The sequence below is a fragment of the Pseudomonas sp. SB113 genome, from assembly GCF_040754745.1.
Classification (GTDB): domain Bacteria; phylum Pseudomonadota; class Gammaproteobacteria; order Pseudomonadales; family Pseudomonadaceae; genus Aquipseudomonas; species Aquipseudomonas grimontii.
This window is the reverse complement of sequence record NZ_JBFMHW010000005.1, coordinates 35,742-60,506: the sequence shown is the minus strand read 5'-3', so window position 1 is coordinate 60,506 and position 24,765 is coordinate 35,742. Positions and strand designations below refer to the sequence as shown.

The 24,765-nt window shown below is 60.8% G+C and carries 29 protein-coding genes; 16 read left to right on the top strand and 13 right to left on the bottom strand.

Translation table 11 applies throughout. The features are described from left to right. Positions 1-50: 50 nt before the first annotated feature. Positions 51-311, bottom strand: a complete 261-nt coding sequence (locus tag AB1462_RS08475) for an accessory factor UbiK family protein (RefSeq protein ID WP_090401508.1) — start codon at positions 309-311, stop codon at positions 51-53. A 422-nt stretch (positions 312-733) separates the two neighbouring features. On the opposite strand from AB1462_RS08475, the gene glnK reads away from it, so the two are divergent. The 4 genes from glnK (at position 734) to sutA (ending at position 3,510) form a co-directional block, all read left to right on the top strand. After that, positions 734-1,072 (top strand): P-II family nitrogen regulator, encoded by a 339-nt coding sequence (gene glnK / locus AB1462_RS08470; RefSeq protein ID WP_002555808.1) that lies wholly within the window; start codon positions 734-736, stop codon positions 1,070-1,072. Positions 1,073-1,106: 34 nt separating this feature from the next. Next, positions 1,107-2,444 carry an ammonium transporter gene (locus AB1462_RS08465; RefSeq protein ID WP_315335366.1) on the top strand — a complete coding sequence of 446 codons (1,338 nt, stop codon included), beginning with the start codon at positions 1,107-1,109 and terminating at the stop codon, positions 2,442-2,444. A 211-nt stretch (positions 2,445-2,655) separates the two neighbouring features. After that, positions 2,656-3,081, top strand: coding sequence for a secondary thiamine-phosphate synthase enzyme YjbQ (locus AB1462_RS08460; protein WP_071485166.1), 426 nt, complete (start codon positions 2,656-2,658; stop codon positions 3,079-3,081). Between the two features lie 102 nt (positions 3,082-3,183). Then, entirely contained in the window at positions 3,184-3,510 is a 327-nt protein-coding gene (gene sutA / locus AB1462_RS08455; protein WP_027608315.1) for a transcriptional regulator SutA, read from the top strand. A gap of 116 nt (positions 3,511-3,626) precedes the next feature. Here the strand turns inward: sutA and AB1462_RS08450 are convergent, their stop codons facing one another. From AB1462_RS08450 to AB1462_RS08425, 6 genes are read right to left on the bottom strand one after another with little or no spacing between them, the layout of a single operon-like run. Next, a complete protein-coding gene (locus AB1462_RS08450) occupies positions 3,627-4,322 on the bottom strand; it encodes an HAD family hydrolase (protein WP_090401510.1) in 696 nt (231 codons plus the stop codon). Then, positions 4,319-5,218, bottom strand: coding sequence for a tyrosine recombinase XerC (xerC, locus tag AB1462_RS08445; protein ID WP_367246576.1), 900 nt, complete (start codon positions 5,216-5,218; stop codon positions 4,319-4,321). The genes AB1462_RS08450 and xerC overlap by 4 nt, the downstream gene beginning before the upstream one ends. 2 nt (positions 5,219-5,220) lie before the next feature. Further along, a complete protein-coding gene (locus AB1462_RS08440) occupies positions 5,221-5,937 on the bottom strand; it encodes a DUF484 family protein (RefSeq protein ID WP_090401512.1) in 717 nt (238 codons plus the stop codon). A 13-nt stretch (positions 5,938-5,950) separates the two neighbouring features. Further along, complete coding sequence (gene dapF, locus AB1462_RS08435; protein ID WP_090401513.1) at positions 5,951-6,781, bottom strand: diaminopimelate epimerase; 831 nt, start codon at positions 6,779-6,781, stop codon at positions 5,951-5,953. 3 nt (positions 6,782-6,784) lie between these two features. After that, the gene (gene lysA, locus AB1462_RS08430; protein ID WP_090401514.1) at positions 6,785-8,032 is read right to left on the bottom strand and encodes a diaminopimelate decarboxylase; all 1,248 of its coding nucleotides are present in this window, start codon (positions 8,030-8,032) and stop codon (positions 6,785-6,787) included. 9 nt (positions 8,033-8,041) lie between these two features. After that, positions 8,042-8,212, bottom strand: a complete 171-nt coding sequence (locus AB1462_RS08425; protein ID WP_010207449.1) for a lipoprotein — start codon at positions 8,210-8,212, stop codon at positions 8,042-8,044. Positions 8,213-8,450: 238 nt separating this feature from the next. Between AB1462_RS08425 and cyaY the strand changes: the two genes are divergently transcribed. From cyaY to rnk, 3 genes are all read left to right on the top strand, one after another. Further along, positions 8,451-8,783 carry an iron donor protein CyaY gene (gene cyaY, locus AB1462_RS08420; protein ID WP_090401515.1) on the top strand — a complete coding sequence of 111 codons (333 nt, stop codon included), beginning with the start codon at positions 8,451-8,453 and terminating at the stop codon, positions 8,781-8,783. Positions 8,784-8,785: 2 nt separating this feature from the next. Further along, positions 8,786-9,004 (top strand): DUF1289 domain-containing protein, encoded by a 219-nt coding sequence (locus tag AB1462_RS08415; RefSeq protein ID WP_090409849.1) that lies wholly within the window; start codon positions 8,786-8,788, stop codon positions 9,002-9,004. A 131-nt stretch (positions 9,005-9,135) separates the two neighbouring features. Further along, positions 9,136-9,546 carry a nucleoside diphosphate kinase regulator gene (gene rnk / locus AB1462_RS08410; protein ID WP_090401516.1) on the top strand — a complete coding sequence of 137 codons (411 nt, stop codon included), beginning with the start codon at positions 9,136-9,138 and terminating at the stop codon, positions 9,544-9,546. Here rnk and AB1462_RS08405 read toward each other — a convergent pair. The 3 genes from AB1462_RS08405 to AB1462_RS08395 form a co-directional block, all read right to left on the bottom strand. Next, positions 9,543-12,383: a class I adenylate cyclase gene (locus tag AB1462_RS08405; RefSeq protein ID WP_315335363.1), complete on the bottom strand. Its 2,841-nt coding sequence runs from the start codon at positions 12,381-12,383 to the stop codon at positions 9,543-9,545. The genes rnk and AB1462_RS08405 overlap by 4 nt on opposite strands. Before the next feature lie 166 nt (positions 12,384-12,549). Further along, entirely contained in the window at positions 12,550-12,804 is a 255-nt protein-coding gene (locus tag AB1462_RS08400) for a TIGR02647 family protein (RefSeq protein ID WP_034116378.1), read from the bottom strand. Between the two features lie 95 nt (positions 12,805-12,899). After that, complete coding sequence (locus tag AB1462_RS08395) at positions 12,900-13,184, bottom strand: hypothetical protein (RefSeq protein WP_090401518.1); 285 nt, start codon at positions 13,182-13,184, stop codon at positions 12,900-12,902. A gap of 125 nt (positions 13,185-13,309) precedes the next feature. Here AB1462_RS08395 and AB1462_RS08390 point away from each other — a divergent pair, with 125 nt between their 5' ends. After that, a complete protein-coding gene (locus tag AB1462_RS08390; protein WP_367246575.1) occupies positions 13,310-13,969 on the top strand; it encodes a glutathione S-transferase family protein in 660 nt (219 codons plus the stop codon). 36 nt (positions 13,970-14,005) lie between these two features. Here AB1462_RS08390 and argH read toward each other — a convergent pair whose 3' ends face one another. Then, positions 14,006-15,400: an argininosuccinate lyase gene (argH, locus tag AB1462_RS08385; protein ID WP_315335362.1), complete on the bottom strand. Its 1,395-nt coding sequence runs from the start codon at positions 15,398-15,400 to the stop codon at positions 14,006-14,008. A gap of 502 nt (positions 15,401-15,902) precedes the next feature. On the opposite strand from argH, the gene AB1462_RS08380 reads away from it, so the two are divergent. From AB1462_RS08380 to rsd, 7 genes are all read left to right on the top strand, one after another. Further along, positions 15,903-16,649 (top strand): LytTR family DNA-binding domain-containing protein, encoded by a 747-nt coding sequence (locus tag AB1462_RS08380; RefSeq protein ID WP_090401521.1) that lies wholly within the window; start codon positions 15,903-15,905, stop codon positions 16,647-16,649. Positions 16,650-16,786: 137 nt separating this feature from the next. Continuing rightward, positions 16,787-17,728: a hydroxymethylbilane synthase gene (gene hemC, locus AB1462_RS08375; protein ID WP_315335361.1), complete on the top strand. Its 942-nt coding sequence runs from the start codon at positions 16,787-16,789 to the stop codon at positions 17,726-17,728. Further along, positions 17,725-18,483, top strand: a complete 759-nt coding sequence (locus AB1462_RS08370) for a uroporphyrinogen-III synthase (protein ID WP_315335360.1) — start codon at positions 17,725-17,727, stop codon at positions 18,481-18,483. The genes hemC and AB1462_RS08370 overlap by 4 nt, the downstream gene beginning before the upstream one ends. Before the next feature lie 18 nt (positions 18,484-18,501). Beyond that, the gene (locus AB1462_RS08365; protein ID WP_259191670.1) at positions 18,502-19,626 is read left to right on the top strand and encodes a uroporphyrinogen-III C-methyltransferase; all 1,125 of its coding nucleotides are present in this window, start codon (positions 18,502-18,504) and stop codon (positions 19,624-19,626) included. Positions 19,627-19,631: 5 nt separating this feature from the next. Further along, complete coding sequence (locus tag AB1462_RS08360) at positions 19,632-20,873, top strand: heme biosynthesis protein HemY (RefSeq protein WP_259191672.1); 1,242 nt, start codon at positions 19,632-19,634, stop codon at positions 20,871-20,873. Between the two features lie 236 nt (positions 20,874-21,109). After that, positions 21,110-21,631: a disulfide bond formation protein B gene (locus AB1462_RS08355; RefSeq protein WP_259191673.1), complete on the top strand. Its 522-nt coding sequence runs from the start codon at positions 21,110-21,112 to the stop codon at positions 21,629-21,631. A 209-nt stretch (positions 21,632-21,840) separates the two neighbouring features. Then, a complete protein-coding gene (gene rsd, locus AB1462_RS08350; protein WP_090401527.1) occupies positions 21,841-22,299 on the top strand; it encodes a sigma D regulator in 459 nt (152 codons plus the stop codon). 52 nt (positions 22,300-22,351) lie between these two features. Here rsd and AB1462_RS08345 read toward each other — a convergent pair whose 3' ends face one another. Further along, complete coding sequence (locus tag AB1462_RS08345; RefSeq protein WP_090401528.1) at positions 22,352-23,029, bottom strand: FKBP-type peptidyl-prolyl cis-trans isomerase; 678 nt, start codon at positions 23,027-23,029, stop codon at positions 22,352-22,354. 192 nt (positions 23,030-23,221) lie between these two features. Between AB1462_RS08345 and AB1462_RS08340 the strand changes: the two genes are divergently transcribed. Beyond that, entirely contained in the window at positions 23,222-24,301 is a 1,080-nt protein-coding gene (locus tag AB1462_RS08340; RefSeq protein ID WP_367246574.1) for an AlgP family protein, read from the top strand. Here AB1462_RS08340 and AB1462_RS08335 read toward each other — a convergent pair. Then, positions 24,298-24,762, bottom strand: coding sequence for a TIGR02444 family protein (locus AB1462_RS08335; RefSeq protein WP_259191675.1), 465 nt, complete (start codon positions 24,760-24,762; stop codon positions 24,298-24,300). The two genes, AB1462_RS08340 and AB1462_RS08335, sit on opposite strands and share 4 nt — an antisense overlap. Between the last annotated feature and the right edge of the window lie 3 nt (positions 24,763-24,765).

Here is a 24,765-nt window from a genome sequence, read left to right as displayed (position 1 = left end):
ATCCAGAGCAAATGTGGGAGGGAGCAACCCCCCTCCCACATTGATCGCGTTTATTCAGCAGGAGGGCTCAACCGCGCTTCCAGCTCTGCGACCTTAGCCTCCAGGCTCTCCAACCGCGCACGGGTGCGGGCGAGAACCACCATCTGGCTATCAAACTCTTCCCGGCTCACCAGGTCGAGCTTGCTGAAGCCACTTTGCAGCAAGGCCTTGAACTGGCTTTCGATTTCATTGCGGGGCAGCGGGGTGTCGCCGCTGAACAGGCGAGAGGCATGGCCGCTCAGGGCGTCGAGGAGGTCTTTGGGCGCGAGCATGGGGAATATTCCGGAAAACTGTTGGCGGGCAGTGTATCACGCAGCGTCTATAGTCTTTTTCACGGCCTGAGTCGCACGCTTTTCGCGCATCAGGCTGGGCGGCTATGCACCGTTTTCGTGCGCATTGCCGTCGCCAGATAGCCCCGCTGGTGGGCTTGAGTGGGCAAAGGACTGATTTCAGTGATTTTTACGGAGCTGGCAAGGTTTCTGCTTAGACGATCATGACCCATGCACTGATGCAGTCGCTGTGACGAATGCAGTGCGCCGACGGATCAGGGGTACAGGTTTCGTCACCAGTGGTTCGCTGGCGTCGCAATGGCAATTGCCCTTGCGACGATGCGTTACAAAGCCAGGCACTGCGCTTAGACTTGAGACGGGTTTGTTTTCCTGGGGCAAGTCCACCAATTCGGGAGAGAGTTTTCATGAAGCTAGTCACTGCCATCATCAAGCCGTTCAAGTTGGACGATGTACGCGAGTCGTTGTCCGAGATCGGCGTGCAGGGCATTACCGTTACTGAGGTCAAGGGCTTCGGTCGGCAGAAGGGTCACACCGAGCTGTATCGCGGCGCGGAATATGTAGTCGATTTCCTGCCGAAGGTGAAGATTGATGTCGCCATTGACGACAAGGATCTTGACCGGGTTATCGAGGCGATAACCAAGGCCGCCAACACCGGCAAAATTGGTGACGGCAAGATCTTCGTGGTCAATCTGGAACAGGCTATTCGCATCCGTACCGGCGAAACCGATACCGACGCAATCTAAGCCGCCAAACCCCAACGCCCCAGGAGAAAACAATATGACTCTGCGTAAATTCGCAGGGCTCGGAGCCCTGTTGTCCATCGTAATGCCAAGCCTGGCCATGGCGGCAGACGAAGTGGCTGCTCCAGTCCTCAATTCCGGCGACACCGCCTGGATGCTCACATCCACCGCGCTGGTGCTGTTCATGACCATTCCAGGCCTGGCGCTGTTCTACGGCGGCATGGTGCGCTCCAAGAACATTCTGTCGGTGATGATGCAGTGCTTCGCCATCACGGGCCTGATCAGCATTCTGTGGGTCATCTACGGCTATAGCATCGCGTTCGATACCACCGGTATGGAACAGGGGGTGGTCAACTTCAACTCCTTCTTCGGCGGCATGGGCAAGGCGTTCCTGGCGGGTGTGACCCCGGCCAGCATCACCGGGCCGGCTGCGCTGTTCCCGGAAGCAGTGTTCATCACCTTCCAGATGACCTTCGCCATCATCACCCCGGCGCTGATCGTAGGTGCGTTCGCCGAACGCATGAAGTTCTCCGCCATGCTGATCTTCATGGCTATCTGGTTCACCCTGGTCTATGCGCCAATCGCCCACATGGTGTGGAGCGGCAACGGTGGCCTGCTGTGGGACTGGGGCGTGCTGGACTTCGCTGGCGGCACCGTGGTGCACATCAACGCCGGTGTAGCTGGCCTGGTGGCGTGTATCGTGCTCGGCAAGCGTAAAGGCTTCCCAACCACCCCGATGGCGCCTCATAACCTGGGTTACACCCTGGTGGGTGCGGCCATGCTGTGGGTCGGCTGGTTCGGCTTCAACGCCGGCTCTGCGGCTGCGGCCAACGGCACCGCCGGTATGGCGATGCTGGTGACTCAGATTGCGACCGCTGCTGCAGCACTGGGCTGGATGTTCGCCGAGTGGATCACTCACGGTAAGCCAAGCGCACTGGGCATCGCCTCGGGTGTCGTGGCTGGTCTGGTAGCCGTTACACCGGCCGCCGGCACTGTTGGCCCGATGGGCGCCCTGGTGATCGGCCTGGTGGCCGGTGTGGTCTGCTTCTTCTGCGCCACCAGCCTCAAGCGCAAGCTGGGCTACGACGACTCCCTGGACGCATTCGGTGTGCACGGTATCGGCGGTATCGTCGGCGCGATCCTCACCGGTGTGTTTGCAGCCCCTGCATTGGGCGGCTTCGGCACCGTGACTGACATCGCAGCTCAAGTCTGGATCCAGTGCAAAGGTGTCGGTTTCACCGTGATCTACACGGCTATCGTGACCTTCATCATCCTCAAGGTGCTGGACGCGGTCATGGGGCTGCGGGTTACCGAAGAGGAAGAGGCTGTCGGCCTCGACCTGGCGCAACACAACGAACGCGGCTACAACCTGTAAGTACGCGAAAAAAAGATGCCCGGCTTGCCGGGCATTTTTTTGCCTGGCGTTTGTCAGTGATAACAAGCTGTACCGGTTTTTGCGTCGAGTTTGTGATGGGGCGCACGCGGCACTTTCCACCGTGCGAATGTCTTACAGGCATGTAGGCGTATTCGGCACTTTGTTTTTTCCCAGAGCGCGCTAGAATGCGCGCCGATGGGCGGAGAACTGTATGTGGCAACAGACCCTGATTACCCTGCGGGCCAAGCCCCGGGGCTTTCACTTGGTGACCGATGAGTTGCTTGCCGGCTTGCCTGAATTGAAGGCGTGTCGCGTCGGCCTGTTACACCTGTGGTTGCAGCACACTTCGGCCTCGTTGACCGTCAACGAGAATGCCGACCCGGCGGTTCGCCGTGACTTCGAGCGGTTTTTCAACTCGCTGGTGCCGCAAGGCCGTGCCGGGTTCGAACACAACGACGAAGGTCCGGATGATCTGCCGGCGCACTTCAAGGCCAGTCTCCTGGGCTGCCAGCTGAGTTTGCCGGTCAAGGCCGGCCGCTTGGCGATGGGGACCTGGCAAGGTGTTTATCTGGGCGAGCACCGTGATCATGGCGGTGCTCGTAAAGTCCTCGCCACCTTGCACGGTGATGGGGCATAAGCCACTGGTTATCCAGTGGATGTTGATTTTTTTCCGGCAACCTCGACAGAGGGCGAAGCTGGGCTATAACTAATCTGCTTTTCGCAAGTCATGAGGTAGAACATGAGCGACGATGATCTGGAAAACGACGAACTCGAAGTAGGTGACGAAGACGACACCGAAGAAGGTCTTGAAGCGGCGGCGGAAGACGTCGCTGAAGACGACGGTGGTGATGACGCTCCTGTTCCAGCTGCCAAAGGCAAGGCCAAGGCTGCTGTGTCGGTAGACGAATTGCCGAGCGTTGAGGCCAAGAACAAAGAGCGCGATGCGTTGGCCCGTGCGATGGAAGAGTTTCTTGCCAAAGGCGGCAAAGTGGTCGAAGTCGAGCCCAATGTGGTTGCAGACCCGCCCAAGAAGCCGGATAACAAGTACGGCAGCCGACCTATCTAAGGTCAGCCACCTGCTTGTAAGAAAAAGCCCGCCGTCGCTGCGGGTTTTTTCATGCCTGATGATTTATTTGAGCCTTGTGGTAATCCAAATGTGGGAGGGGGCTTGGATCTCTGGTGCTACTGCCAACTGCGCAGCAACTCCGGTAGCTCAGTCAGGCTACGAATCTCCGCGTCGGGACGCTTGTCTGCTTCCCACACCTTGGCGGTGGGGTTAAACCACACCGCCCTCAGCCCCGCTTGCTGCGCCCCGGCAATGTCATCCCCAGGGTGATCGCCAACATGCACCGCCGCGCTGGCATCCACTCCGCCTCGCTGCAGCGCTTCCTGAAACAACCGCGCATCCGGCTTGGCGATGCCGATATCTTCAGCGCGCAAGGCAAAGTGAAAGTAGTCCGCCAGGCCCACACGCTGCACATCGGCATTGCCATTGGTAATCACACCCAGCAGAAAGTGCTGGCGCAGCGCTTGCAGCATCGGCTCCGCTTCAGGGAAGGGAGTGAGTTGATGGCGGGCGTGAATGAATGCTTCGAAACACACATCAGCCATTTCCGTGGCCTCAGGCTGTGGATACCCGGCCTCTTCAAACGCATGTATCAACACCCGATGGCGCAGGATACTGATGCGGTGTTTGAGTTCGGGATGACGTTGCAGCACCTGCTGACGCAGGCTGGCGAAGTGTTCCAGCGGCAGGTCGCCCACCTTGGAGGCGTTAACCGCCAGCCATTCGCGCATCGACGCTTCGGCGCTGATGATGACGGGTACGTTGTCCCAGAGCGTGTCGTCCAGGTCGAAAGTGATCAGCTTGATGCTCATGAGTCGCCGTCCTTGATGCGTTTGGCCCGTGGATGGGCGCTGTCGTAGACCGTTGCCAGGTGTTGGAAGTCCAGATGGGTATAGATCTGCGTGGTCTTGATGTCGGAGTGGCCGAGCAGTTCCTGCACGGCGCGCAGGTCCTGGGACGATTCCAGCATATGGCTGGCAAAGGAGTGCCGCAGCATATGCGGATGCAGGTTCTGCCCCAGCTCGCGCTCGCCCGCGGCCTTGACCCGTAACTGGATGGCCCGTGGCCCCAGGCGCCGGCCTTGATGGCTGATAAACACCGCGTCGTCCACCGGGTTGGCCAGGGCGCGCAGCGGCAGCCACAGTTGCAGGGCTTCGCGGGCTTTCCTGCCTACCGGCAGCACCCGGGTCTTGCTGCCCTTGCCGAGCACTTGCACCAGGCCATCGGCCAGGTCGAGTTGATCGAGGTTCAGGCCCGTCAGCTCCGACAGGCGCAGGCCCGAAGAGTAGAACAGCTCGAGGATCGCCTGGTCGCGGTGGGCGAGGAAATCGTCCTCCACGGCGCCATCGAGCAATTGCAGGGCACGGTCGGTGTCCAGGGTCTTGGGCAGGCGTCGTTCGCCTTTCGGCGGGGACAGGCCATTGGCCGGGTCGTGGTCGCAGAGGCCTTCGCGATTGAGGTAGTGATAGAGACCGCGCACCGCCGACAGCAGGCGTGACAGGCTGCGCGAGGACTGGCCTTGCTGATGCAGCCGTGCGACCAGGCTGCGCAGGTTCTGGATGTCCAGGGCCTTCCAGCTGGTGACCTGCTGTTTCTCGCAGTACGCCAGGACCTTGTTCAAGTCCCGTCGGTAAGCCTCCAGGGTATGGGGTGACACCTGGCGCTCGTTACGCAGGTGAGCGCAGTAAGCGTCCAGTTGCCGTTCCATGGCTAGCGCACCGCGCGCAGGGCGGTGGTGAAGCGTGGCAAGACGCGGCCCAGCACTTCGGCAATATAGGTCAGGAACAAGGTGCCCACCGAGCTCTTGTAGTGCGCGGGATCGCGGCTGGCAATGGCCAGTACGCCGTGCAGGCCTTGATGGCTGAGGGCGACTACGGCGGTAGAGCCGATCTGCTTGCGCTGTTCGGCGCCGAACAGGAAGTCCAGCTCGTGCTCGCGCAGGGTGCCGCTGATGGTCTTGCCTTCGGAAAGCAGGCCGCCGATCGCGGTTTGCGCATCGCCGCCGCTGACCCAGCGACCCACCGGCATCGGGTTGTCGCTGAACAGGATCAGGCTGACAAACGGAACCTGGAAGTCCTGGCGCAGGCTGTCTTCCACGGCGATGACCGTTTCTTCCAGGCTGGTGGCGTCCATCAGTGTAAGAATCAGGCGGCGGGTCTTGTCGAACAGGCGGTCGTTGTCGCGGGCGACGTCCATCAACTGCGAAAGCCGATGGCGCATTTCAATGTTGCGTTCGCGCAGGATCTTCATCTGTCGCTCCACCAGCGACACGGTATCGCCGCGCTGGTGGGGAATGCGCAGGGCCGGTAGCAGTTCTTCGTGTTCGACGAAGAAATCCGGATTAGCCTCAAGGTACGCCGCGACAGCAGCGGCCTCCAGACTTTCGCTCGGGGTAGCTTGTGCGGGCACTTGAGGCTTATCGGTCATTAGCTTGGCTCACTCATAGACGGACCTGTCCTTCGTATACGCGCGAGGCCGGCCCGGTCATCATCACCGGGTGGCCAGGGCCTGCCCATTCGATGGACAAGCGTCCACCGGGCAGGTCGATCAACAGCGGCGAATCCATCCACCCCTGGCTGATCGCGGCCACGGCAGCGGCGCAAGCACCGGTACCGCAGGCCTGGGTTTCGCCGGCGCCGCGTTCCCACACACGCAATTGCGCGCGGGAACGGTCGATCACCTGCAGGAAGCCCACATTGACCCGCGCCGGAAAGCGCGGGTGGTGTTCGATCTTCGGCCCCAGTTCATGCACGGGTGCAGCGTTGATGTCGTTGACCCGCAGCACGGCATGGGGGTTGCCCATGGAGACGGCCGCCAGGTCGACGATCTTGCCGTCGACATCCACTGCATAGCTGGTGGCCTGCTCGCTCGCCTGGAACGGAATATCCGCCGGCACCAGGCGTGGCGCGCCCATGTTGACGCTGATCTGGCCGTCGCTGCGAATATCCAGCTCGATCACGCCGCTCTTGGTCTCGACGCGAATCTGCCGCTTGGCGGTCAGGCGCTTGTCCAGCACAAAGCGTGCAAAGCAGCGCGCACCGTTGCCGCACTGTTCCACTTCGGAACCGTCGGAGTTGAAGATCCGATAACGGAAATCCACCTCCGGGTTGCTTGGCGCCTCGACGATCAGCAATTGGTCGAAACCAATCCCGGTATGCCGGTCGCCCCACTGTTTAGCGTGCTTGGGCAGGATGTGCGCGTGCTGGCTGACCAGGTCGAGGACCATGAAATCATTGCCCAGCCCGTGCATCTTGGTAAAACGCAGCAGCATGGCTTACTCCGGCAGCAGGCTTTCGCCAGCATACAACTCGGCTACCGTCTCGCGGCGACGCACTTCAAACGCTTGATCACCGTCCACCAACACCTCGGCGGTACGTCCGCGGGTGTTGTAGTTGGAACTCATGACAAACCCATAGGCACCGGCCGAATGCACGGCCAGCAGGTCGCCTTCTTCCAGGGCCAGCTGACGATCCTTGGCCAGGAAGTCGCCGGTCTCGCAGATCGGGCCGACGATGTCATAGGTGCGCGCTTCGCTGTTGCGAGGCGTCACGGCGGTGACATTCATCCAGGCCTGGTAGAGCGCCGGGCGGATCAGGTCGTTCATCGCCGCATCGACGATGGCGAAATCCTTGTGTTCGGTGTGCTTGAGGTACTCGACCTGGGTCAGCAGCACGCCGGCGTTGGCGACGATATAGCGGCCCGGCTCGAACATCAGCGTCAGGTCGCGGCCTTCGATACGTTCGCGCACGGCCTGGATATAGTCGGCGATCGCCGGTGGCTCTTCATCGCGATAACGCACGCCCACGCCACCACCGAGGTCGATGTGGTGCAGGTAGATGCCACATTCGCCCAGGCGGTCGATCAATGCCAGCAGGCGGTCGAGGGCATCCAGGAACGGAGGCAGTGTGGTCAGTTGCGAGCCGATATGGCAGTCGACACCCAGCACTTCCAGGTTCGGCAGTTGGGCGGCGCGGATGTACACGTCTTCGGCGTCGGCAATGGCGATGCCGAACTTGTTCTCTTTGAGACCGGTGGAAATGTACGGGTGGGTGCCGGCATCGACGTCCGGGTTGACGCGCAGGGAGATCGGCGCACGAACACCCATCTCGGCCGCGACGACTTGCAGGCGCTCCAGCTCGTCGGTGGATTCGACGTTGAAGCAATGTACGCCGACTTCCAGGGCGCGGCGCATGTCTTCGCGGCTCTTGCCGACGCCGGAGAACACGATCTTGTCAGCCTGGCCACCGGCGGCCAGTACCCGTTCCAGCTCGCCACGGGAGACGATGTCGAAACCGGCGCCCAGACGCGCCAGGACATTCAGTACACCCAGGTTGGAGTTGGCCTTGACTGCGTAGCACACCAGGTGCGGTACGCCATCGAGAGGGTCGGTGAACGAGCGGTATTGGGCTTCGATATGCGCACGGGAGTACACGTAGGTCGGGGTACCAAAGCGCTGGGCAATCGCGGACAACGCCACGCCTTCCGCGAACAGCTCGCCGTCCCGGTAGTTAAAAGCGTCCATGGAGCTCCCTTATTCGTAGGTGTCGTGCTTATGCGCTTTGGATGGCTTTTGCGACGATTGCGCCTGTTCATTCGGGTCTTTGCTGTCATCGGGCAGGTACAGCGGGCCTTTTTGACCACAGGCACTAACGAGGCAAGCGACCGCGACGAGCGCAGCAAGGGAAGAGATCAGGCGCTTCATGGCGAAATCCTTGAATATGCATTAATTGCGCCCGAGTATACCGACCACCCGCCAGCTTGCCTATGCGCTGAAATACCCGTCCGGCGGGGGTTTGCCGAGATAGCTGAGAAGCGGACTACGCTGGTTGAGGATATTTCACGCCGTCAATCGTGTTGAAATCGGTATCCTTTGCAATCGGCGGGGCTCGCCCGTATCGTGCGGCGCTTGAGCAAAACCAGACACTTTTGAGGTTGCCACAATGAGTTTGACCGAAGCCCGTTTTCACGACCTGGTGGATGCGACCCAGCAGGCGCTGGAAGATATTTTTGACGACAGCGGCCTGGACGTGGACCTGGAAAACTCGGCCGGCGTGCTGACCGTCAAGTTCGAGAGCGGCCCGCAACTGATCTTCAGTCGCCAGGAACCGCTGCGTCAGCTGTGGCTGGCAGCGCGCTCCGGCGGCGTTCACTTCGACTACGACGAAGAAAGCGGCAAATGGCAGTGCGACAAGAGTGAAGAGTTGTTGGGCGAGATGCTCACGCGCCTGGTCCACGAATATACCGGCGCCGAGCTGGATTTCGACGAGATTTGACCGTGACCCAGCCTGCACCCGCACGCCCGCCCAAGCCGCTGTTCAGTAATGTCAGCCCGGCGGTGCCGTCACCTTGTATCAGTTTGTGTCGCCTGGACGAGCAAAAAGTCTGCCTCGGCTGCTTCCGCCATGTGGAAGACATCCGTGAATGGCGCTCCGCCGATGATCAGCGGCGTCGAGTGATCGTGGCCCAGGCCGAGCAACGTAAAGCCGCGCCTTGACCCCGTCTTGTTTATTTGCCGTGCTGTGGTAGTGTCCGGGTACACCTCAACTCATCGAGGTCCGTGAGAACCCCGCCTTTTCCTGGCGGGGTTTTGCTTTTTTGTGCAGAAAAAAGGAGTCTGCCTGAATCATGACCGCACCTTCCATCATTCTTACCCGTCTCGACGTGCAGCGTCTTGAGCAACTGATTGACCGTGTAGGCGAGGACTCGCCGGGTGTCGAAGCCCTTCAACACGAACTCGACCGCGCCGAAGAAGTGGTTGGTCACGATGAAGTGCCTGCAACGGTCGTAACCATGAACTCCAGCGTGCATTGCCGGGAGCAAGGCAGTGGCAAGGACTACCACCTGACCCTCGTCTACCCGAAAGACGCGAACGCCGACGCAGGCAAGATCTCGATCCTGGCACCAGTCGGCAGTGCTTTGCTCGGCTTGCAGGTGGGTCAACACATTGATTGGCCAGCACCCGGCGGCAAGACCCTCAAGCTTGAACTGCTCAGCGTTGAAGGTCAGCCCACCGACGGCGGTGCCTTCGCGCTCTAAACCTGATTCAACGCCGCATTGAGTGACTCTTCCAGCTCGGTTTTGTAGCGCAGGTACAGGTTGCTCGGGCTTTGCACATCACCGAGCAGCCCCGACAGGTCGAGGTCGGTGATGTAGCAGCGGTAGCGTTCGGTTTCCCGGCGTTGCCCGACGATTTCCTGGGCGACCACCGCAAACAGTTGGTCGCCGAACTCCAGTTCGGAAAACTCCCGCTGATTGCAGTACAGGGTAATGCCCACCTGGCCCGGCGCCGCCTTGCCGATAATCGCCTGCACGTCATAAAACGGTTTGTTGGCCGGATTCTGCGGGGCCGGCCGCGGCTCGACGCCGCGCGCGCGCGTGCTGCCCGACGGCAACAGTTGGTAGTACAAGGTTTGCACCTCACCCAACGTTTGTTGCGTGTCCAGGGGCGATAGCGCTTCCCGGCGGTAGATGATCGACTGCAAAAAGCGCTGCAGCGGTGCCAACAGGCTCTGTTCATCATGAAACGGTAAGCGTTGCTGCCAGAGTGCGTTGAATTCATCCAGGACATAGAGCTCGGCGAAGCCTTCGTTGACCCGGTAGAACACCTGCACGCAATCGGCCATGCCCATGGGTAGCAACAGTGCCAGGTCGTGGTCTTCCAGGGCCATGGCATCCAGATGCAGCGGGCTGTAGCTGGCCAATTCTTCGCTGAGGTAGGCGACCAGCGCGTCCTGGGTCGCCAGTGATACGTGGGTGGCTTGGCCCGGCATCAACTCCATCACGTGATAGTGCTGCTGCACCTGGAGCAAGTAGCGGTGATTGCCCTGGCCCAGCAGCAGGTTCTGCGCGGTGTCGAAGATTTCTTCCACGCGCTGGGCAATGAACTGCGCGCGGTTGTGACAGAAGCAGCGCACCCGCAGCCGAGGCAGATGATCCGGCGGCAGTTGGTTGAGGTAGTCGCGCAGGCAGTCGAGTAGGGCATGGGGGCCGTCGTAGCGGCTGACCATCACCTCGTTCCAGCTGTTGAGCGTGACCTGGTCCAAGGTCAGTACCAGGTTGTCGCGCACACCGGCATAACTCAGGGAGTCGGTGCGCTCGGTGGTCATCAGGATATTCAGGTCGCGATGATGCTTGAGCGGATCGACGCCGACGTTGATCAGCAGCAACACCTCCTCGGGCACTGCCGAGCGCAGCAGGCGTGCTTCATCGACGCTGGCCAGGGGCAAGGCGATGGTTTGTTGCAGGCTGCCCAGCAGGTTGAACAGCTCGAATTCGGTCATGTCGCTGGTGCCGGGATGCAGCGCCAGGCGCGTGCTGCTGTCGATCACGCCGTTTCGGTGGCACCAGGTGAGCATTTCCAGCAGGTCGCGGCTGCGCTTGATCGGCGCGAAGTGCTCCCATTCCAGGGCCGTGAGGTTACCGTTGTACAGGCCCCAGTGGTGCTGGCCGGGCTCCTTGCGGTTGGGCGATTGCACCAGGGTCAGGGTGTCTTCGGCCAAGTCCGGGGCGATGCCGGGGTTGATGAATTCAACCTTGCCGGCCTTGCGTTCGAAGGCGGCATACAGGCGCCGTCCCAGCACATTGAGGTCGCGCTTGTTGATCAGGCTGACGGTCTGTTCGGTCCGGGCGAACTGGGTCAGGAAGCGGTAGCTGTAGTTCAGCTCGCTGACCAGGGCACGGCGCTCGGAAGCCACCTGGCGCACCTTCCACTGGCTGCGGCTGTCCAGCAGCGCCAGTTGGCGTTGGTCCCAGCCCCACTCATGGGCCAGACGCTCCAGCAATAAGTGTTGCCAACTGGTGCTGCGCTGGCCGGCGCTGAGCTTGCGGTTGACCTTCAGGTACAGGGCGCGACGCACCAGCTCCAGGCGCTCCGGCTCGTTGCGTGCCTTGAGGTATTCCTCGATACGGCGGTACACCACGATGTACGGGTCCAGCTCATCCAGGTCCATGTGGTTGGCGAACACCGCGCGCTTGAAGCGCAGGCTCAGGCAGTGCACGTTCGGGTGCTCGCTGGCGTAGACCTCGGTCAATAGCAGCTTGAGTACCGACTTGTAGGGCGACTCGATGCCCTTGAACAGTTGCCACAGCCCGGCACCAATGAATTCACCGGGGGGGATACGTGCCAGGTGGCCAAGGTCGAGGGTTTCATCGGCGCGGATAAAGCGCTTGGAGATCAGCGTGTGGGTGAATTCCGCATAGCGGGTCTCTTCATACACCGGTACCAGCCACCAGATCGGCGTACGCCCGGCCAGCCAAATCGCGGTGCGGTAGAACTCGTCCAGCAACAGATAATGCTGGGTCGTGCCGCAGTCGTCGGAGCTGAGTTGGGTGTCGCGCTCGCCGAGTACAAAGCGCGTCGGCTCGATCAGGAAGAAGTGCGCTTCTGCGCCCATGCTCAGGGCCCAGGCTTCCAGCAGTTGGCATTTTTTGCGCAGCTCGGCGAGCTCGTTTTCGCCCAGGTCGGGTGCGTGGCACACCCACACATCCATGTCGCTCTGGTCGGCCTGGGCTAGGGTGCCGAGGCTGCCCATCAGGAACAGGCCGTGGATCGGTTTGGGTTGATTGACCGGACGCGGCTTGTAAGAGAACGAGCGGGTCAGGCGCTGGGCTTCTGTGAGTGCCTGGGCGTCGGGCTCGAAGTTCGATAGCCCGGCCGGCGTGCTGCCCGATACATAACCCGGCAACAGCGGATGATTGACGTGAAAAAACAGCGGCAGCAGGGTCAGCACGCTTTGCTGGCGCGGTGTCAGCCCCTCGACGGCACGAGCCATGCGGCCATCATTGAGGGCCATGAAGCGCGCGCGTAATTGGGCCAGCACCTTGCGGTCGATGCCTTCGTCCAGGTCGGGGCGGATTTCATGGGTGCGGGTCATGTCGAACTCGGTGGCTCGCAGGGCCCGACGCGGGCGGCCATGTAGGAGTTTACAGCCAGTCGCGTAGGAGGTTTAGAGGGAAATGGTTTTTGACGTCAGAATTTTCTCGCTTCGACGGCAACGCCCTCGGAATCCGCTGGGCGGACTCCATGGGCGGTATCCGGTATCAGGCGGCTTCTTTGGTCGTGGCGGTAGTCAGAATAGTCAGCAGGCTTTGTGCGTGCTCGGCAGCATCCCGGCCAAGGCTCGTCAGATAACCGCCATCTGGCTGGTCGATCAGGTCTTTGTCATACAGGCGCCGGGCAGCGGCGATGGCAGTGGGAGCGGCGGTCTGGTGGACTTTCAGGCCTTCCTGGGAGCTGCCCAGGTTGAAGAGTGCAAGGATTTCCAGTTCGGCAACCAACTCAGGGGTATACGACATAAGGACTCCAGACTTTCTAAAATTTATTAGAGGCTAGCAGGCCATAAGGTGAACGCACTTTGCCGAACTGTCCAGCGTGTTGCGGTGTACCGGGATTATTCCTTTTCGGGCGGCAGCTCAGGCAGTGCCCGCAGCGCTGTTTCATACCATTCGGTATTGAATGCGCGGTCTTCATCCAGCATCGCGTCGATCTCGAAAGCCAGCACATGAGCCATGAGATTCAGGATCTCTTCACGTTCATAGCCCACCAGAGTCAGTTTGTTGAAAGTGGCCTTGGCGGCAGGTGGGTTGTCGCTTTCGATCTGGTTTTCGATCGCTTCGATCAAGGTGTTTTCGGTGAACTCTTCTTCGTCGTTGTCGATATCGGTCGGCTCGCTCATGGCAGGCTCCTCAAGGAAAGGGCGCCAGTCTACCCCCATTCAGGCGGGTGATGCTGCTGGTCAGGCCGGGCCTGGGGATCTATACCTCTTGCAGCCAACCCCGCACACGGCCTGGAGGCTTTGCGATGCTCAAGCTTTACGGATTTTCGGTCAGCAACTACTACAACATGGTGAAACTGGCGCTGCTGGAGAAAGGCCTGCCTTTTGAGGAGGTGCCTTTTTATGCCCGGCAAACCCCGGAGGCCCTGGCGGTCAGTCCGCGCGGCAAGGTGCCGGTGTTGGCCGTGAAGCAGGGTTTTATCAACGAAACCAGTGTGATCCTCGAATACATCGAGCACACCCAGGAAGGCCCGTCGCTGTTGCCTGCCGACCCGTTCCAGCGTGCCCAAGTGCTGGCGTTGTGCAGGGAAATCGAGCTGTACATCGAATTGCCCGCCCGCGCGTGTTTTGCCGAGGCGTTTTTCGGTATGCGGGTGCCGGAGGCGATCAAGGAGAAATCCAGGACTGAGTTGCTGCTGGGGGTCGGTTCTTTAGGTCGGCACGGCAAGTTCGCGCCTTATGTGGCGGGGGAGAGCTTTACGATTGCGGATCTGTATTTCATGTACAGCGTGAACCTCGCCTGTGCCGTGGGCGAGAAGCTGTTTGGCCTGGACCTGTTGGCTGAATTGCCGGCGGCCAAAGCGTTGCTGGAGCGACTGCATGCCATGCCCAATGCGCAGAAGGTGGTGGCGGACAGGGAGGCCGCAATGCCGGCGTTCATGGCGATGGTTGCGGCCAAAAAGTGATCAAGTGTGGGAGGGGGCAAGCCCCTCCCGCATTTTTTAGCGGTTCGCGAGCAGGGCCTGGCCGCGCACGACCGCAGCCTTCACCTGCGCCGGCGCGGTACCGCCCACGTGGTTACGGGCATTCACCGAACCTTCCAGGGTCAGCACGGCAAACACGTCCTGTTCGATCTGGTCACTGAACTGACGCAGTTCTTCCAGGCTCATTTCCGCCAGGTCCTTGCCGGTGTCCACGCCGTATTTCACCGCATGGCCAACGATCTCGTGGCAGTCGCGGAACGGCAGGCCGCGGCGTACCAGGTAGTCCGCCAGGTCAGTCGCCGTGGAGAAACCGCGCAGGGCCGCTTCACGCATGATCGCGTGCTTGGGCTTGATCGCCGGGATCATGTCGGCAAAGGCGCGCAGTGAGTCGCGCAGGGTGTCGGCGGCGTCGAACAGCGGTTCCTTGTCTTCCTGGTTGTCCTTGTTGTAGGCCAAAGGCTGGCCTTTCATCAGGGTCAGCAGGCCCATTAGTGCGCCGAATACACGGCCGCTCTTGCCACGCACCAGCTCGGGCACGTCGGGGTTTTTCTTTTGCGGCATGATCGAGCTGCCGGTGCAGAAGCGGTCCGGCAGGTCGATGAACTGGAATTGCGCACTGGTCCACAGCACGAGCTCCTCGGAGAAGCGCGACAGGTGCATCATTGCGATGCTGGCGGCGGCGCAGAACTCGATGGCGAAGTCACGGTCCGACACGCCGTCCAGGGAGTTGCCGCCGACGGCGTCGAAACCCAGCAGTTGTGCGGTGTACTCGCGGTCGATCGGGTAGGTGGTGCCCGCCAGTGCTGCGCTGCCGAGCGGCATGCGGTTGGCGCGCTTGCGGCAATCGACCAGGCGCTCGTAGTCGCGGCTGAGCATCTCGAACCAGGCCAGCAGGTGATGGCCGAAGGTCACGGGTTGTGCGGTTTGCAGGTGGGTGAAACCGGGCATGATGGTGTCCGCTTCACGCTCGGCCTGCTCCAGCAAGCCTTTCTGCAAGCGGGTAATTTCGGACAGGATCAGGTCGATTTCATCGCGCAGCCACAGGCGGATGTCGGTGGCCACCTGGTCGTTACGGCTACGACCGGTGTGCAGTTTTTTGCCGGTCACACCGATACGGTCGGTAAGACGAGCCTCGATGTTCATGTGCACGTCTTCCAGGTCGACACGCCAGTCGAACGTACCGGCTTCGATCTCACCGCGGATGGTGGTCAGGCCATCGATGATGCTGTCGCGCTCGGCGTCGGTCAGCACGCCGACCTTGGCCAGCATCGTCGCATGGGCGATAGAGCCCATGATGTCGTGGCGGAACAGGCGCTGGTCAAAGGTGACGGAGGCGGTGAAGCGGGCGACGAAGGCGTCGACGGGTTCACTGAAGCGGCCGCCCCAGGACTGGTTGGTCTTGTCGGTGCTCATGGATTCGCTCGTGGTCTGCTTATTAAGAGGCATGAAAGTGTGCCGGCGATAATAACAGGGTTGCCCTTGGAGGCGGTGCTGCGGGTCGTCGGCATTTTTATTTGTGCAAAGGATGGCTAAGTGCCTTGCCGCCGACCGCGTCCGGGACGAGACTGGAGGCAGGTGCTTATTGATACGATATTTGACGATTGAGCAATATCGTCTCGGCGAGCGTCTACAGTTGGACTGATAGTGTGTGAATGCACCAAAGTCGGGTAATGCGGTCAGAGCCTGACTATCCATTTAAAAGGGGGGTATTCGGATTGTGTATCAGCAAACCCTACGACGATGCCCGAAGGCAGCAGGTCTTGGGCGCTATTGAACAGGTCCGGGTAAATATGGGTGCCGCTGTCAGGGCACTTTTTGCCGCTCGCGCTAGTCTTAGCGTGGATCGCTGTGACGCAAGTCACCGCACCTGTCTACGCTATCCTTGTGCGAGACTCACGCAGGAATCCAGCGCTATATGAATGTCCTGATCGTTGATGACGAACCCCAAGCCCGCGAGCGACTGAGCCGTTTGGTCAGTGAGCTCGAGGGTTATACAGTCCTTGAACCGAGTGCCACCAGCGGGGAGGAGGCGTTGACGTTGATCGAAAGCCTCAAGCCGGACGTGGTGTTGCTCGATATCCGCATGCCGGGCCTTGATGGCCTGCAAGTTGCTGCCCGCCTGAGCGAGCGCGAATCGCCACCAGCCGTGGTGTTGTGCGCCGCACAAGAAGAGTTTGCCGCGCAGACACTGGAAGCCAGTGGTGTCAGCTTCGTAGTCAAGCCAGTGACTGCCGAGGCCTTGCTCAGGGCCCTGAAGAAAGCCGAACGTCCCAACCGCGCCCAACTCGCTGCCCTGACCCAGCCCGCCGCCCAAAGCGGTAATGGGCCACGCAGCCATATCAGCGCCCGCACACGCAAAGGCATCGAGCTGATCCCCTTGAACCAGGTGGTCTACTTCATTGCTGATCACAAGTACGTGACCCTGCGGCATGAGTCTGGCGAAGTGTTGCTCGATGAGCCGCTCAAGGCCCTTGAGGATGAATTCGGTGACCGCTTCGTGCGAATCCACCGTAATGCGCTGGTGGCCCGCGAGCGAATCGAGCGCCTGCAGCGCACGCCCCTTGGACACTTTCAGTTATTTCTCAAAGGGCTTAACGGGGATGCGTTGATCGTCAGCCGGCGCCATGTCGCTGGCGTGCGCAAGATGATGCAGCAGCTTTAGCCCGAGGGTTTTGGCGAGACTGCATTCATTATCCCGGTGCGCCGTGGCCAGGGAGGCCCCGCACTTGCTGATTCAAATCAAAGCGTATTTGCCTGAGCTGTTATTATCTGCCGTATCTATTCAGTACGGATTGATCCATGTCCTCTCGCGAAATCCGCATCGCCACCCGTAAAAGCGCCCTGGCCTTGTGGCAGGCCGAATACGTCAAAGCACGCCTCGAACAGGCTCATCCCGGCCTCAAGGTGACCTTGGTGCCCATGGTCAGTCGCGGCGACAAGTTGCTCGACTCGCCGTTGTCGAAGATCGGTGGCAAGGGCCTGTTCGTCAAGGAACTGGAAACCGCGCTGCTGGAAAACGAAGCCGACATCGCCGTGCACTCAATGAAAGACGTGCCCATGGACTTCCCCGAAGGCCTGGGCCTGTTTTGCATCTGTGAGCGTGAAGACCCGCGCGACGCGTTCGTTTCCAACACTTACGCGTCCTTGGACGACCTGCCTCTGGGCAGCATTGTCGGCACCTCCAGCCTGCGTCGCCAGGCACAGTTGTTGACCCGTCGTCCGGACCTGCAGATCCGCTTTCTGCGTGGCAACGTCAACACCCGTCTGGCCAAGCTGGATGCCGGCGAATATGACGCGATCATCCTCGCCGCCGCCGGCCTGATCCGTCTGGGCTTCGAAGACCGCATCACCTCGGCCATCAGTGTCGAAGACAGCCTGCCGGCTGGCGGGCAAGGCGCCGTGGGCATCGAATGCCGCACCGCCGACAGTGAGATCCACGCGCTGCTCAAACCCCTGGATCACCACGACACTGAAGTGCGTGTCACGGCCGAACGCGCCTTGAACAAGCACCTCAACGGTGGCTGTCAGGTGCCGATCGCGTGTTACGCCGTGCTCGAAGGTGAAAACCTGTGGCTGCGTGGCCTGGTTGGGGATCCGCAAGGGGGCACTCTGCTGACTGCCGAAGTCCGTGGCCCGCGGCGTGATGCCGTCGCCCTGGGTGTCCAGGTGGCTGAAGAGCTGCTGGACAAGGGCGCTGGCGCCATTCTGCAAAAGGTCTACGGCGAGGCCGGCCCGCAGTGACCGATTGGCGAGTGCTGCTGACACGGCCTGCCGAGGAATCGGCGGCCCTGGCGGCGGCGTTGTCCAAAGCCGGTATCTTCAGCAGCAGCTTGCCTTTGCTGGACATCGAGCCGTTACCCGTTACCCCCGAACAACAGGCCGTCTTCGGCGATCTTGGCCGCTATTGTGCGGTGATCGTAGTGAGCAAACCGGCCGCGCGGCTTGCCGTGCAGCAGTTGGATCACGCCTCGCCGCAACTGCCGTGGTTCAGCGTCGGTGCGGCCACCGCGCAGGTACTGGCTGACCACGGCCTCCACGTTCACTATCCCCAAACCGGCGACGACAGCGAGGCCTTGCTTCAATTGCCTGCGTTGCGCGAGGCTATCGCACGGCCGGATGCACGGGTGTTGATCCTGCGCGGCGAGGGCGGTCGGGAGCTGCTGGCTGAGCGTTTGCGTGAGCAAGGTGCTAGTGTCGACTACTTGGAGTTGTATCGCCGTTTCCTGCCGGCTTACGACATTGGTGTACTGACCCAGCGCATCCAGTTGGAACGCTTGAACGGCCTGGTGGTCAGCAGTGGGCAGGGTTTTTTGCACCTGCAAGCCTTGGCCGGACCCGATTGGCCACAGGTGGCACAGCTGCCGTTGTTCGTGCCCAGCCCGCGAGTCGCCGAGATGGCGCGGGCCGCAGGCGCAGAAAAAGTTGTGGATTGTCGCGGCGCGAGTGCCGCGGCTTTGTTAGTGGCGTTACGGAGTCATCCCGTTCCCACTCTCTGATACGCAAAGGACGGATACGTGAGCGAAACAGCCTTGCCTAAAGATGAAACCCAACCCGCACTTGATGCGCCGGTTGAGTCACCGGTCACCGCGCCGCGCCGCGGCAATGGCCTGGCAGTTGTCGCCCTGCTGCTTGGCGCTGCGGGTGTTGCCGCCGGCGGTTGGGGGATCTGGCAGGTCCGTGCCCTGCAAGCCAGCAGCCAGCAACAGCTGGGCCAAGTGCAGACCCTGGATGACCAATCCCAGACCCTCAAGCAAAGCCAGCAACAACTGGCTGCACGCCTGGCGCAACTGCCGGGTGCGGATGAGCTGGAGGAGCGCCGTCGCCTGGTGGCGCAGTTGCAGGGTGACCAGCAGCGCTTGAGCCAGCGCCTGGAAACCGTACTGGGTGCCAGCCGCAAGGATTGGCGCCTGGCTGAGGCCGAGCACTTGATTCGCCTGGCGAGTTTGCGCTTGTCTGCCTTGCAGGACATCAACAGCGCCCAGGCGCTGGTCCAGGGCGCAGATGAGATTCTTCGCGAGCAAAGCGATCCAGGCTCCTACGCTGCCCGCGAGCAACTGGCCAAGAGCCTTGCCGCGTTGCGCAGTACTGAGCAGCCGGATCGCACCGGGTTGTATCTGCAATTGGCGGCCCTGCGCGATCAGGTCGTGCAACTAGCGGCCATCGCCCCTGAGTATCAACTGACCGAGCCCGCATCCCAGGGGCGCCCTAGCACTGATACGGACAGCCGTTGGAGCCAGTGGTGGGAGCAGATTTCCCGTTACTTCCGCATCGACTTCAACCCCGACGACAACATTCGTCCACTGCTCGCCGGCCAAGGCCTGAACCAGGTGCGCCTGGCCCTCAGCCTGGCCTTGGAGCAAGCGCAATGGGCCGCGCTCAATGGTGAGTCGGCGGTGTACAGCCGTTCCCTGGGCGAGGCGCGCAGCGTGTTGCAGGACAACTTCAACCAGGACAACCCGCAGAGCAAGGCGATGCTGGCGCGTATTGCCGAGCTTGAGCCCAAGGCCGTCTCGGTGGTGACACCGGACCTGGCGGCAAGCCTGGCTGCGGTGCAGGCGTACCTCGAGCGTCGTCATCTGTCTGCCGACGAAGCCAAGGCGGCGGCCACGCCGGCGGCTACCTCGGCGAAGCAGGAGTAGAGCCGATGAAGCGTTTCTATGTGATCCTGGTGCTGGCGATTGCAATCGCCCTGGCGCTGGCTGTGGGCATTTCGAAACACACCGGCTATGTGCTGATTACCTATCCTCATGTGCTGCATTACGAGTCGAGCCTATGGGCTACCGTGGTGGCAGTGTTTGTCTTCGGCCTGGCAATCTACTTGATCCGCGTATTGCTGAGCCTGGTCACCACCTCGGGTGGCGTGGTGAACCCGTGGTCGCGGCGTAACCGCAGTCGCCGCGTGCAGATCGCCATCGAACAGGGCCAGATGGACCTCGCCGAAGGCCGTTGGGCCAGTGCCGAACGTCACCTGCACCGAGCCGCCGAAGCCGAGCGCCAGCCATTGCTGTACTACCTGGGCGCGGCCCGGGCGGCGAATGAGCAGGGCCGTTACGAAGAGTCGGACGGTTTGCTCGAACGCGCCCTGGAGCGTCAGCCCCAAGCCGAGCTGGCGGTTGCCTTGAGCCATGCGCAGTTGCAATTGGACCGTGGCGATACTGACGGTGCGCTCACTACCTTGCAGGCCATGCACGAGCGTCATCCCCACAACGGCCAAGTGCTGCGCCAATTGCAGCGTCTGCACCAGCAGCGGGGCGACTGGCCTTCGGTGATCCGCCTGTTGCCGGAGCTGCGCAAGGACAAGGTGCTGCCCGCCAGCGAATTGGCCGAGCTGGAACGTCGTGCCTGGGGGGAGAACCTGAGCCTGGCGGCCCAGCGCGAAGAGCAGGGCGAAGCCGGCTTGCAATCTCTTGAGCGGGCCTGGCAACAACTCACTTCCGCCCAGCGCCAGGAGCCGCAGCTGGTCTTGGCCTATGCCGAGCAACTGCGTCAATTGGGCGCCGATGCCAAGGCGGAGGAGGCGTTGCGCGGTGCTATCAAGCGCAGCTACGACAGCCACCTGATTCGTCTCTACGGCTTGCTGCGCGGCAGTGAGCCGGCCCGGCAACTGAAGTTTGCCGAAGGTTGGCTCAAGGACCATCCGGGTGATGCCAGCCTGTTGCTGACGTTGGGTCGCCTGTGCCTGCAGAACAGCCTGTGGGGCAAGGCGCGGGATTACCTGGAAAGCAGCCTGCAGGTGCAGCGTAATCCCGAGGCCTGTGCCGAACTGGCGCGGCTGTTGGCCCAGTTGGGCGACACCGAGCGCAGCAACCAGTTGTTCCAGGAAGGCCTGGGCCTGTTGGATAACCGCTTGCTGGCGTCTCCGTTGCCAGTTCCCGCCCGAGTTTGATGTAGGAAAGAAGTAGAGGGTTGGCTCAGATCCATCTGACAGCCAGCCCTTCAATGCTGCCATATACCGGTCCTGAAGCCCTTTGAAGCAAACTCCTACGCTCGCACGCTTCAAGTCTTCCGTGCTCTGACGGGATGTCCCTACGTTCTCACGGAATCGTCTGCTCTGGCGCGTATTGAAAGGGGTCAGGCCTTTACTCTAACGTAACGACCTATCTCTCGCGATGCGGATAAAGCATGTCTTTGGCCCCTTCACGCTCCTTGTTTTTCCTTGCGTTCATGGCGGGTGCGCTGACGCTGGGCGCGTCCTTCTATCTTGAGTTCGGTGCCTCGTTACGCCCTTGTTTCCTTTGCCAGATGCAACGGGTCTTTCTGGCTGCCTTCACGCTGATCAATCTGGTCGCCGCCATCCACAACCCCAGGCGTTCCACTTTTTACCTGTATGGGGTTACGAGCATGGTATGCGCGTTGTTGGGCGCCATCACCGCGGTGCGCCAGGTGCTGCTGCAAAATGCCGTGCCTGATCAGGCCACCGATTGCTGGCCCAGTCTCAGTCACATGATCGAAAACCTGTCGCTGTGGCAGGCATTGCAATTGACGGTCAAAGGCACTGTCGATTGCATGGAAATAAGCTGGACGCTGTTTGACCTGAGCCTTCCCGAGTGGAGCCTGTTGTTCTTCCTGGGCATGTTGATCCTTGGCGTCATGCAATTTTCCCGACTGTTTTCGAGCCATCCTTTACGTTCGGCCAGGCGCTGAACGGAGGCCGCAGTTCGTAGGAAGGGATTAAACACTTGTATGAACTTTCTCTCCTGCGTACCTTGAAGCCATAGTCATGGGGGCATAATCTGGCCCGCATGCGTTATTGAAACCGTTTGTCGAACGCAGCCTTGGCCCGCTGCTGTTTTATCCTTGAAGTGTCGCGCGGGCATCAGGCGGCAGCGTCCCTATAGGGAAGAGAGATCATCATGCTGGAAAGTTGTCAGAATGCTCAGGAACGCTGGGGTGGGGTGCACAAGCTGATCGACAGCTGGTTGAAGGCACGTCACGAACTGGTTCGGGCCTTTGATGCTCTTGGTGCCAAACCCGAGGCCTTGGCTGAAAATCGTGAACCGTTGCAGGATTTTTGCGGTGTATTGGTGGACTACGTGTCTGCCGGTCATTTCGGCGTCTACGAGCAGCTGACCAAAGAGGCGGAAGCCTTCGACGATCAGCGTGGTCTGGAACTGGCCGAGACCCTTTACCCGCGCATCGATGTCATCACTGAGAAGCTGCTGGCGTTCACCGACCTGTGTGATGCCGGCCAATGTGTTGCCGAGAAATTCAAGGAGTTGGGTGGCCTGCTCCATGAGCGTTTCGAACTGGAAGACTGCCTGATCGAAGTGCTCCACAACGCCCATAAGGAAGAAGCTGCCGCCCAGGCCTGACCTTGGCTGGCGAGATAAAAACGGTGCGCATGACGCACCGTTTTTTATTGGGTCAATGACGGGTGTCGAGCAACTCGATCTCGAATATCAGGGGCGTATACGGCGGGATCAACTCGCCGGCACCGTCGCCACCATAAGCTTGGGCCGATGGGATCACCAGGCGCCATTTGGCCCCGACCGGCATCTGCTGCAACGCGCTGCTCCAGCCGCTGATCACACTGTCCAGGCGAAACCATTGGGGCTGCGTGCTCTGATCGAAGACCGTGCCGTCGGGCAATCGTCCAACGTAATTCACCTGAACCTGATCATTCGCGCCAGGCTTGTTACCACTGCCGGGTGTCAGTTCCGTGAGCAGGATTCCATCGGCCAGCTCGCGTACTCCTTTCGCGGCTTTTTCTTTGGCTAAAAACTGCTGCTCGGCGGCGAGCGCCTTTTCACTTTTTGGGGCTTGGACGTCGGCTTCGGACTGCGCTTCATGCTGGGCAAGAATCTGTTCGATGCGTGCGTTATCCAACGCCAGTGGCTTGCCTTGATAGGCTTGCTTGAGGCCGTCGATCAAGGCCTGGATCTGCAGGTCCGGGACTTCCTGGCGCAGGCGCTCACCGAGGCTGGCGCCCAGGCTGTACGCAAGGTCGTGTTGGTCTTGGGAGGTGGTTTTTGACGGTGATTGCTCGCTCGCATTGGCCGCGGAAATCGCCAGGCCCAGCATAAGAAAAAGGTAACGCGACATGGGCATTCTCCTGCCGAAAGTGCGACGGATTATGCCAGTGCGGGTGCGTAAAAAGTGCGGCGTATTTTCGTTATATCGATAAGAATTTTCGCACCGTGCAACGCAACGCAAACGATACTGTCAACATGCCCTAGCGGCGGTAAGAGCAGAGGGCTAGTATGAGCCGCACCCACGTCAGCCAGGAGGTAAACCATGTCGGCCAAACAGAAGCCTGTAAATACCCCGTTGCATTTACTCCAACAATTGTCGGGCAGCCTGCTCGAACATCTGGAAAGCGCATGTTCCCAAGCGTTGGCCGATGCAGAAAAACTGCTCGCCAAGCTGGAAAAACAACGCGGTAAAGCGCAAGAAAAGCTGCACAAATCCCGCACCAAACTGCAAGACGCCGCTACTGCCGGCAAGGCCAAGGCACAAGCCAAGGCCAAAGACGCTGTCAAAGAACTCGAAGACCTGCTGGACGCTCTCAAGGATCGCCAGGCTGAAACCCGCACCTACATTTCCCAACTCAAAAAAGATGCTCAAGAAAGCCTGAAACTGGCCCAGGGCGTTGGTCGTGTGAAGGAAGCCGTAGCGAAAGTGCTGGGTGCTCGTGCACCGGCTAAAGCGGCCGCCAAGCCAGTTGCCAAAATCGCTGCTGCCAAACCCGCCGCGAAGCCAGCTGCCAAAACCGCTGCTGCCAAACCTGCCGCGAAGCCAGCTGCTAAAACCGCTGCTGCCAAACCTGCCGCGAAGCCAGCTGCTAAAACTGCTGCTGCCAAACCTGCCGCCAAGCCAGCTGCCAAAACTGCAGCTGCCAAACCTGCCGCGAAGCCAGCTGCTAAAACTGCTGCTGCCAAACCTGCCGCCAAGCCAGCTGCCAAACCTGCTGCTGCGAAACCAGCCGCCAAGCCAGCTGCCAAAACTGCAGCTGCCAAACCAGCCGCGAAGCCAGCTGCTAAAACTGCTGCTGCCAAACCAGCCGCGAAGCCAGTTGCCAAAATCGCTGCTGCCAAACCTGCCGCGAAGCCAGCTGCTAAAACTGCTGCTGTGAAACCAGCCGCCAAGCCAGTTGCCAAACCTGCTGCTGCGAAACCTGCCGTCAAGCCAGCTGCCAAACCTGCTGCTGCGAAACCTGCCGTCAAGCCAGCTGCCAAACCTGCTGCTGCAAAACCAGCACCGGCCAAGCCAGCAACACCTGCGGCTACCCCGGCAGCGTCCACCGCTCCAACCGCATCGGCCAGCAGCACCCCTGCACCGGTAGCGCCAAGCACCACCCCAACCAGCGCTTCCTAAGTGCCGGTGATCATGACGCGCAGCTGCTGCAGCGCGTCATGGTCAAGGTTGGCGGCATCCTCAGCCGCCAGTCCTTCCAGCCACGGCTGTTGAGTCATCTCCCCTGTCGGCCAGGCCTGCGTCAACGCTTCCAGGCGCGTCAGCAATTGCCGTTCGGCATCCAGTTCCAGGGCTTTGACCCGCTCGCGTAACGCCGCCAGCTGCTCATCCTGCTGCGCCATGGCGCGCCATTGCATACGCAACTGTCGCAATGGTTCGATCACCTGCGCCTGCCACGGTCGGGCCAGCTGTTGCAGTGTTCGCACACGCCCGGGCTCAAGTGCCACACCCCGCTGTTCCAGCCACGCGCCGCAGAGCAACAGGCACACGTCCGCTCTTTGCTCCTGCAAGCGCAGGCACGCGGCTTCGACGCCCGGGCGGGCGTAAGTCGAGAGAGCAAAGCTCCACAGGTCAGCGTTCATATT

What these genes read in the sequence shown, in the direction of transcription:
- cyaY (WP_090401515.1), top strand. Translation starts at nt 8,451, where the DNA reads ATGAGTTTGACCGAAGCCCGTTTTCACGACCTGGTGGATGCGACCCAG.
- rsd (WP_090401527.1), top strand. Translation starts at nt 21,841, where the DNA reads ATGCTGGAAAGTTGTCAGAATGCTCAGGAACGCTGGGGTGGGGTGCAC.
- AB1462_RS08390 (WP_367246575.1), top strand. Translation starts at nt 13,310, where the DNA reads ATGCTCAAGCTTTACGGATTTTCGGTCAGCAACTACTACAACATGGTG.
- AB1462_RS08475 (WP_090401508.1), bottom strand. Translation starts at nt 311, where the DNA reads ATGCTCGCGCCCAAAGACCTCCTCGACGCCCTGAGCGGCCATGCCTCT.
- hemC (WP_315335361.1), top strand. Translation starts at nt 16,787, where the DNA reads ATGTCCTCTCGCGAAATCCGCATCGCCACCCGTAAAAGCGCCCTGGCC.
- dapF (WP_090401513.1), bottom strand. Translation starts at nt 6,781, where the DNA reads ATGCTGCTGCGTTTTACCAAGATGCACGGGCTGGGCAATGATTTCATG.
- AB1462_RS08405 (WP_315335363.1), bottom strand. Translation starts at nt 12,383, where the DNA reads ATGACCCGCACCCATGAAATCCGCCCCGACCTGGACGAAGGCATCGAC.
- AB1462_RS08355 (WP_259191673.1), top strand. Translation starts at nt 21,110, where the DNA reads ATGTCTTTGGCCCCTTCACGCTCCTTGTTTTTCCTTGCGTTCATGGCG.
- AB1462_RS08460 (WP_071485166.1), top strand. Translation starts at nt 2,656, where the DNA reads ATGTGGCAACAGACCCTGATTACCCTGCGGGCCAAGCCCCGGGGCTTT.
- AB1462_RS08450 (WP_090401510.1), bottom strand. Translation starts at nt 4,322, where the DNA reads ATGAGCATCAAGCTGATCACTTTCGACCTGGACGACACGCTCTGGGAC.
- sutA (WP_027608315.1), top strand. Translation starts at nt 3,184, where the DNA reads ATGAGCGACGATGATCTGGAAAACGACGAACTCGAAGTAGGTGACGAA.
- argH (WP_315335362.1), bottom strand. Translation starts at nt 15,400, where the DNA reads ATGAGCACCGACAAGACCAACCAGTCCTGGGGCGGCCGCTTCAGTGAA.
- AB1462_RS08360 (WP_259191672.1), top strand. Translation starts at nt 19,632, where the DNA reads ATGAAGCGTTTCTATGTGATCCTGGTGCTGGCGATTGCAATCGCCCTG.
- AB1462_RS08345 (WP_090401528.1), bottom strand. Translation starts at nt 23,029, where the DNA reads ATGTCGCGTTACCTTTTTCTTATGCTGGGCCTGGCGATTTCCGCGGCC.
- xerC (WP_367246576.1), bottom strand. Translation starts at nt 5,218, where the DNA reads ATGGAACGGCAACTGGACGCTTACTGCGCTCACCTGCGTAACGAGCGC.
- AB1462_RS08335 (WP_259191675.1), bottom strand. Translation starts at nt 24,762, where the DNA reads ATGAACGCTGACCTGTGGAGCTTTGCTCTCTCGACTTACGCCCGCCCG.
- lysA (WP_090401514.1), bottom strand. Translation starts at nt 8,032, where the DNA reads ATGGACGCTTTTAACTACCGGGACGGCGAGCTGTTCGCGGAAGGCGTG.
- AB1462_RS08400 (WP_034116378.1), bottom strand. Translation starts at nt 12,804, where the DNA reads ATGTCGTATACCCCTGAGTTGGTTGCCGAACTGGAAATCCTTGCACTC.
- AB1462_RS08425 (WP_010207449.1), bottom strand. Translation starts at nt 8,212, where the DNA reads ATGAAGCGCCTGATCTCTTCCCTTGCTGCGCTCGTCGCGGTCGCTTGC.
- glnK (WP_002555808.1), top strand. Translation starts at nt 734, where the DNA reads ATGAAGCTAGTCACTGCCATCATCAAGCCGTTCAAGTTGGACGATGTA.
- AB1462_RS08465 (WP_315335366.1), top strand. Translation starts at nt 1,107, where the DNA reads ATGACTCTGCGTAAATTCGCAGGGCTCGGAGCCCTGTTGTCCATCGTA.
- AB1462_RS08395 (WP_090401518.1), bottom strand. Translation starts at nt 13,184, where the DNA reads ATGAGCGAGCCGACCGATATCGACAACGACGAAGAAGAGTTCACCGAA.
- AB1462_RS08440 (WP_090401512.1), bottom strand. Translation starts at nt 5,937, where the DNA reads ATGACCGATAAGCCTCAAGTGCCCGCACAAGCTACCCCGAGCGAAAGT.
- AB1462_RS08380 (WP_090401521.1), top strand. Translation starts at nt 15,903, where the DNA reads ATGAATGTCCTGATCGTTGATGACGAACCCCAAGCCCGCGAGCGACTG.
- AB1462_RS08340 (WP_367246574.1), top strand. Translation starts at nt 23,222, where the DNA reads ATGTCGGCCAAACAGAAGCCTGTAAATACCCCGTTGCATTTACTCCAA.
- rnk (WP_090401516.1), top strand. Translation starts at nt 9,136, where the DNA reads ATGACCGCACCTTCCATCATTCTTACCCGTCTCGACGTGCAGCGTCTT.